Raw genomic sequence first — 5516 nt, 5'->3', positions numbered from 1 at the left:
GCCGACATCGCCGGCAACGTGAAGGGCGCCGACACCCTTTGGGCCGACAGCCACGCGGCCTCGGCCGCCACCGAGCCCGGCCTCTTCGACAGCCTGCCTGACTTCAGCCCCATCGCCGGCAACCAGACCGCCCAGTGGCTCGCCGCCAGCGGCCCCGCCGGCGCCTGGGACACCCTGCTGCGCCAGCGCCTGCACCAGCTGATGGACGCCTGGCTCGCCGGCACCGCCCTGCCGCCGCCGGCCCTGGGCAGCTCCAGCCTCATCAACCCCGGCCACCTGGCCCTGGTGGTGGTGATGGCCCTGCTGCGCCTGCGCGGTTGCCGCCTCGCCCTCGCCGCCAGCATCAACCAGACCCTCTACGGCGACCGCAAGGCCACCGAGCTCAAAGCCTTCGCCGCCGACGGCAACGTGGCGCTGGGCGTGCCGGCGCTGGCCGAGCAGATCGAAGCCGTGCTGGCCATGGAAGCCGCCCGGGGCGACGTGACCGCGACCCCGCCGTGGCCGCCGGTTGCCCTCCCGGCCCAGTGGATCCGCGACGTGCACGGCTACGGCCAGGCCATCGCCAAAATCTACGGCCGCTTCGACGACGGCCTCGCCACCGCCGGCAACGGCGCGCTGGACCAGCTCAAGGCCCGCGCCGACGACATCGAGGCCACCCTCGACACCGCCCTCGGCGGCCTCAAGCCCGGCCTCGGCATCGACGCCGCCCGCCTCAGCTTTACCGAGCAGCCCCTGTGCGGCCTGCTGGTACTGCCGGGCCTGCGCATCGACAACGCCGCGCTCACCGCCTTCCGCACCGCCGCCGGCGCCCGCTACACCGCCGATCCCGAACGCGCCGCCCTGCCCGAAGCCCGCACCGGCGACGCCCAGCCCCGCCTGCGCTTCGACGCCGAGCACCTGTACGCCGCGTGGTGCTGGGTGCGCGTGGCCGGCCGCACGCCCTGCGAGCCCGAGCGCATCGTGTGGACCCAGCGCACCGAGCCCTTCTCCATCGCCGACCCCACCGACCTCCTCGGCGCCCGCCCGGCCAGCATCCAGATGCCCGACATCCCCAAGCTGCTGCGCGACATCCCGCGCATCGCCCGGGCCCGGGCCAAGCCTTTCGCCGGCATGGCCTCGCCGCCCGGCTCCGGGGTCGTCACCGGCGCCGACATGGCCGACACCCGGCGCGATTTCGGCATCGGCATGATCTGCAACTTCGGCATCCCCATCCTGACGATCTGCGCGTTGATCCTCTTCAAGATCATCTTCACCATCCTCATCGCGCTGCCCTCGTTCAGCTGGATGCTGTTCCTCAAGTTCTGCCTGCCATTTCCCAAGAGGGGACCATGAGCACAGCCAAGCTCGGCACCGGCCTTCGCTTCCCGCTCGTCACCGGCAACGGCTTCGGCTGGGTGTCGGGCGCCGACGCGGTGGAGCAGTCCATCCGCACCATCCTCCTCACCGAACCCGGCGAGCGCATCGCCCGCCCCAATTTCGGCGTCGGACTGCGGCGATACCTGTTTGCGCCCAACAGCCTCGAACTGCGCACCCAGATCCGCGCCGCCGTCACCGACGCCCTGGCCCGGGACGAGGCGCGCATCCGCGTCGAGTCCGTCGCGGTCAACACCGACCCGCGGGAAGCCACCGTCCTGCGCATCGCCATCCGCTACGAGATCCTCGGCGAACCCGGCGTGCAGAACCTCGTCTTCCCCTTCTACCTGAACGGGGGTAGCTGAGATGAAACAACGCCCCCCGAAGCGCCTGCGGCGCCTCCCCCCACTGGGGGGCAGGCCGGCCGCTCCGGAGCGGCCGAGCGCGGCCGGCCCGTGGCCCGTCTCATGCGCCGGGGGTGATGCGCCGCGCAATGGAGAACTGACATGAAACAGCCCAACACCCGCGGCCTTTGTGCGCTCAGCGGCGCACCTCGCCGCTTCTCCACTGCAGGGCGGTGCTGAAATGGCCATCCTTCCTCCCCGCCTGGACGACCGCGCCTTCGACGATCTGCGCGCCGAACTGGTCCGCCGCATCCCCACCCACGCGCCGGAATGGACCGACCACAACGCCTCCGATCCCGGCATCGCGCTCATCGAACTCTTCGCCGCCCTCGGCGACAACGTGCTGTACCGGCTCAACCGGGTACCCGAAGCGGCGCGGCTGGAATTCCTGCGCCTGCTGGCGATTCCGCCCAAACCGGCCCGGGCCGCCCAGGCCATGGTGAGGCTGGAGGCCCGCCGGAGTCCGGCCCCCGTGCCAGTGGATTTCGCCGTCGGCAGCCCGACCCTCGAATTCACCGCCGGCGACATCCACTTCCAGGCCCTCGACGAAATCACCGTGCTGCCGATCGAGCTCTCCGCCTGGATCAAGCAGCCCTATTCGGGCCCGATCCTCGCCGGCGGCATCGAGAACGTCAGCACCCTGCTCGTCGACCACCTGGGCAGCGCGCCGTCCCTCGCCCAGTACCGGCCCTTCCCGCTGGAGGCGCCCAAGGGTGGCCGGCTGCCGGCGCCCGTCTCGTCCGGCGCAAGCCTCGACGGGCGCATCTGGCTGTGCCTTGCCGCTCCCGAAGCCACCTGGGCCGACGCCCTCAAGGCCGCCGGCAATGATGCCGCCGCTGCCCGCACCAATCTGCGTCGCGGGCTCTCCGGGCAGGTGCTCAATCTGGGCGCCCGCACCGACGATGCCCTGTGCGGCAGCACCGACCACCACCGCTGCCCCGACGCCGGCACCGACCCCGAGCGCTGGCCCCTGCGCTGGGAGATCTCCACCGGCGGCTTCACCGGCGCCAGCGCCCAGGTGGACCGGGTGCGCTACCAGCGCCTCGCCGTGGTGGCCGACACCACCGACAACCTGGGCCGCCGCGGCACGATCCGCCTGCGCCTGCCCGACGCCAAGGCCGGCGCCGAACCCTTCGGCGACTGGACCGCCGCCAGCTTCACCCCGGCCGACCCGGATCTGCTGGGCATCGGCGAGCTTCCCCCGCGCATCGACAACGACAAGCTCGCCCAGCGCGTGCTCGGCTGGATCCGCGTCAGCCGCGCCGATGCCACCCACCCGCCCATCCGCCTGCGCTGGATCGACGCCAACGTGGTGCGCACCGAGCAGGCCATCACCGCCGCGGCCGAGCTCCTGGGCTACGGCGACGGCCGCACCGGCCAGCGCCACACCCTGTCGCGCACCCCGGTCATCCCGGGCAGCCAGCAGGTGCAGGTGTTCGGCCCCCTGGGCTGGGAGAACTGGCAGGTCGTGGACAACCTCGCCCTCGCCGGCCCGGACGACCCCTTCTACACGCTCGATCCTTCCGACGGCAGCATCACCTTCGGCGACGGCATCCACGGACGCATCCCCCTGCCCGGCGAGGCGATCCGCTGCCTCACCTACAAGTACGGCGGCGGCGTGCGCGGCAACGTGGGCGCCGAGCGCATCAACCGGGTGTTCCGCGCCGCACCGCCAGCCGCCCTCGCCCTGAAGGCCACCAACCCGCTGCCCGCCGAGTTCGGCACCGACGCCGAAACCCTGCCCGAGGCCAGCGCCCGCATCCCCGAAGCCCTGCGCCACAACGACCGCGCGGTGGCCACCGACGACTTCGCCGCCCTGGCCCTCGAAACCCCCGCCGTGCAGGTAGGCCGCGCCCAGGTGCTGCCCCGCCACAAGCCCCACGAGCGGGTGGACGGCGTGCCCGGCGTGGTCACCCTGATCGTGCTGCCCGCCTACGACCCGATGCAGCCCGACCAGCCCACGCCCGACAAGGAGATGCTGCGCCGCGTCTGCGCCTGGCTCGAGCCGCGCCGTCTCGTGACCACCGAGCTCTACGTCACCCCGCCGCAATACGTGCGCCTGTCGTGCTCGGTGGCCGTCGAACCCGATGCCGGCGCCGGCGAGGAAACCCTGCGCCGCCATATCGAACTCGCCCTGCGCCAGCACCTCGCCCCACTGCCGCCCTACGGCCCCGACGGCAAGGGCTGGCCCTTCGGCCGCGACGTGCGCGACCGGGACATCGAGGCCGCCACCCTGCGCGTGCAGGGCGTACGGCTGGTGAACGAGGTGCTGGTGGTCGGCGAAGAGATCAGCCGCACCGGCGTGCGCACCGCCGTCGAAGAAACCGTCGCCCTGCTGCCCTGGCAGCTGCCGGTGCTGCTGGAGGTGAAGGTCACCATCGGCGCCGACGCCACCGCCGAGCCCCTGCCGCCGCTGGATACCGAGGCCGACCCCACGCCCGTCGCCAGCATGCCGGTGCCCGTGGGCAAGGAGGAATGCTGATGAACGCCCGCCGCACCGCGCCCTTCGCCGCCCGGTGCCCGGCATCGGAGACGCTGCCATGACCGGCCCGCGCTTCGCCCACCTCACCGGTCGCCCCATGTGGGAACGCTGCGACCACGCCGGCACGCGCATCGAAGGCACGCCCGCCGCGGTAGTGCTCGCCCCCAAGGGCGCCACCATCGACGGCAGCACACCCCCCAGCCCGGCCGACTACGCCGCCTGGCTTACCCGCCTGGGCAGCGCGGTGGTGCTGGCCTGCCCGCCGGACCAATGCACCGACGCCCACGTGGTGCTGGCCGAGCCCGGCAAGCCGCTATCCATCCTCACGCCCGCCGGCTGGCTGCCCATGCCGATGCCCCGGCCAGCGCCCTCAGCCACGCCCACGCCGGGGCTGGATTTCACCCCGGTCGCGCCGCCGCCCGTGCCCGCCGCGCCCGACGCCATCGCCCTCGATCCGCTGGGCCGCTGCTGGCTGCTCGACCGCATCGGGCGCCGCCTGCTGTTGCTGGCGCCGGATTTCCGCGTGCAGGCGGTGGTGCCCATCCCCCACGACATCAAGCCCAACGGCTTTGCCTGCAGCGCCTACGGGCTGGTGGTGAGCGATCTCGCCAGCCCGCGGCTGGTGGTGCAGCCCTGGGGCGGCAGCTGGCGGGGCTATGCGCCGCCGGATCTTGCCGACCGGCGCATCGTCGCCCTCACCGCCGATCCGGCCTGGCCCGAGGCCATCGCCCTCGTCGAAGGCGGCCCCGAGCGCTGGCAACTGCTGCGCGTCGGCCCAGCCGGTGCGGTGCTCCACACCCTGCCCATGGCCACCGCGCCGCTGCAGTTCATCCTCACCGCCGCCGACCGCCTGCTGGTGGGCGAAGTCTCCCACCGCCCCGGCGATCCGCTGCCCTATCTCTTCCGCGAATACACCCTGGCCGCCGACAGCGTCGAAGCCGAGCGGGGCTTTGCGGTGCGCAGCTTCGACGGCCGCGCCCTGTGGCTCGAGCGCGACGGAGGCGGCACCTGCGTGATGGCCAGCACCGCCGCCGGCGCCCGCGCCCTCTACGCCCGCGAGGCCGAGCTCGATGGCAGCGGCGTGGTCGAAACCTGGGCGCTGGATTCCGGCATTTTCGGCTGCCGCTGGCACCGGCTCTTCCTCGACCTGTGCCTGCCCGCCGACTGCACGGTGAGCATCGAGGCCAAGACCGCCGACGACCTGCCGCCCTTCGAGATCCGCCGCGCCGCCCGCCTGCCCGCCGACCGGGCCGGCGACGTGCGCCCAGCCGCCATCG

General features: G+C 73.1%; 4 protein-coding genes. All 4 read left to right on the top strand.

Annotated elements, in window-relative coordinates; genetic code table 11:
• Nucleotides 1-1332 (top strand): hypothetical protein (locus QQK25_RS22075; RefSeq protein ID WP_284189896.1); only part of this gene is annotated, 1332 nt, incomplete at its 5' end.
• Nucleotides 1329-1718 (top strand): GPW/gp25 family protein, encoded by a 390-nt coding sequence (locus tag QQK25_RS22070; protein ID WP_284189895.1) that lies wholly within the window; start codon nucleotides 1329-1331, stop codon nucleotides 1716-1718. The genes QQK25_RS22075 and QQK25_RS22070, both read left to right, overlap by 4 nt.
• Before the next feature lie 220 nt (nucleotides 1719-1938).
• Complete coding sequence (locus QQK25_RS22065) at nucleotides 1939-4239, top strand: putative baseplate assembly protein (RefSeq protein ID WP_284189894.1); 2301 nt, start codon at nucleotides 1939-1941, stop codon at nucleotides 4237-4239.
• Between the two features lie 58 nt (nucleotides 4240-4297).
• Nucleotides 4298-5516 (top strand): hypothetical protein (locus QQK25_RS22060; RefSeq protein WP_438696565.1); only part of this gene is annotated, 1219 nt, incomplete at its 3' end.

Source organism: Zoogloea oryzae (genome assembly GCF_030161255.1).
GTDB lineage: Bacteria > Pseudomonadota > Gammaproteobacteria > Burkholderiales > Rhodocyclaceae > Zoogloea > Zoogloea oryzae.
This window is presented reverse-complemented; position numbering and strand designations above follow the sequence as displayed.

Excerpts from the sequence above, each read along its gene's own strand:
- QQK25_RS22070 (WP_284189895.1), top strand. The coding sequence starts at position 1,329 with ATGAGCACAGCCAAGCTCGGCACCGGCCTTCGCTTCCCGCTCGTCACC.
- QQK25_RS22065 (WP_284189894.1), top strand. The coding sequence starts at position 1,939 with ATGGCCATCCTTCCTCCCCGCCTGGACGACCGCGCCTTCGACGATCTG.